This window comes from Mesorhizobium sp. M1273 (assembly GCF_040318195.1).
In the GTDB taxonomy this organism is placed as follows: domain Bacteria; phylum Pseudomonadota; class Alphaproteobacteria; order Rhizobiales; family Rhizobiaceae; genus Mesorhizobium.
This window is the reverse complement of record NZ_JAMYLV010000102.1, coordinates 1-506: the sequence shown is the minus strand read 5'-3', so window position 1 is coordinate 506 and position 506 is coordinate 1. Positions and strand designations below refer to the sequence as shown.

Below are 506 nucleotides of genomic sequence, written 5' to 3'. Positions count from 1 at the left end.
GGCCTGCGCCTTGCCGGCGCCGACATGATCATCGGCGTCGACCTGAACAACGACAAGAAGGAATGGGGCGAGAAATTCGGCATGACGCATTTCGTCAATCCGAAGGAGATCGACGGCGATGTCGTGGCCCATCTCGTCAACATGACCAAGCGCGGCGCCGACCAGATCGGCGGCGCCGACTACACGTTCGACTGCACCGGCAACACCAAAGTCATGCGGCAGGCGCTGGAAGCCTCGCACCGCGGCTGGGGCAAGTCGGTCATCATCGGCGTTGCCGGCGCCGGCCAGGAGATCTCGACGCGGCCGTTCCAGCTCGTCACCGGCCGCACCTGGATGGGCACCGCCTTCGGCGGCGCGCGCGGCCGCACCGACGTGCCGAAGATCGTCGACTGGTACATGGCCGGCAAGATCGAGATCGATCCGATGATCACCCACACGCTGAAGCTCGAGGACATCAACAAGGGCTTTGACCTGATGCATGAAGGCAAGTCGATCAGGAGCGTGGT

At 63.8% G+C, this 506-nt stretch carries 1 protein-coding gene; it reads left to right on the top strand.

The annotated features are described in order from the left end of the window. On the top strand, nucleotides 1-506 hold a 506-nt coding region (locus tag NKH30_RS33115; protein WP_352998173.1), incomplete at both ends, for a zinc-binding dehydrogenase.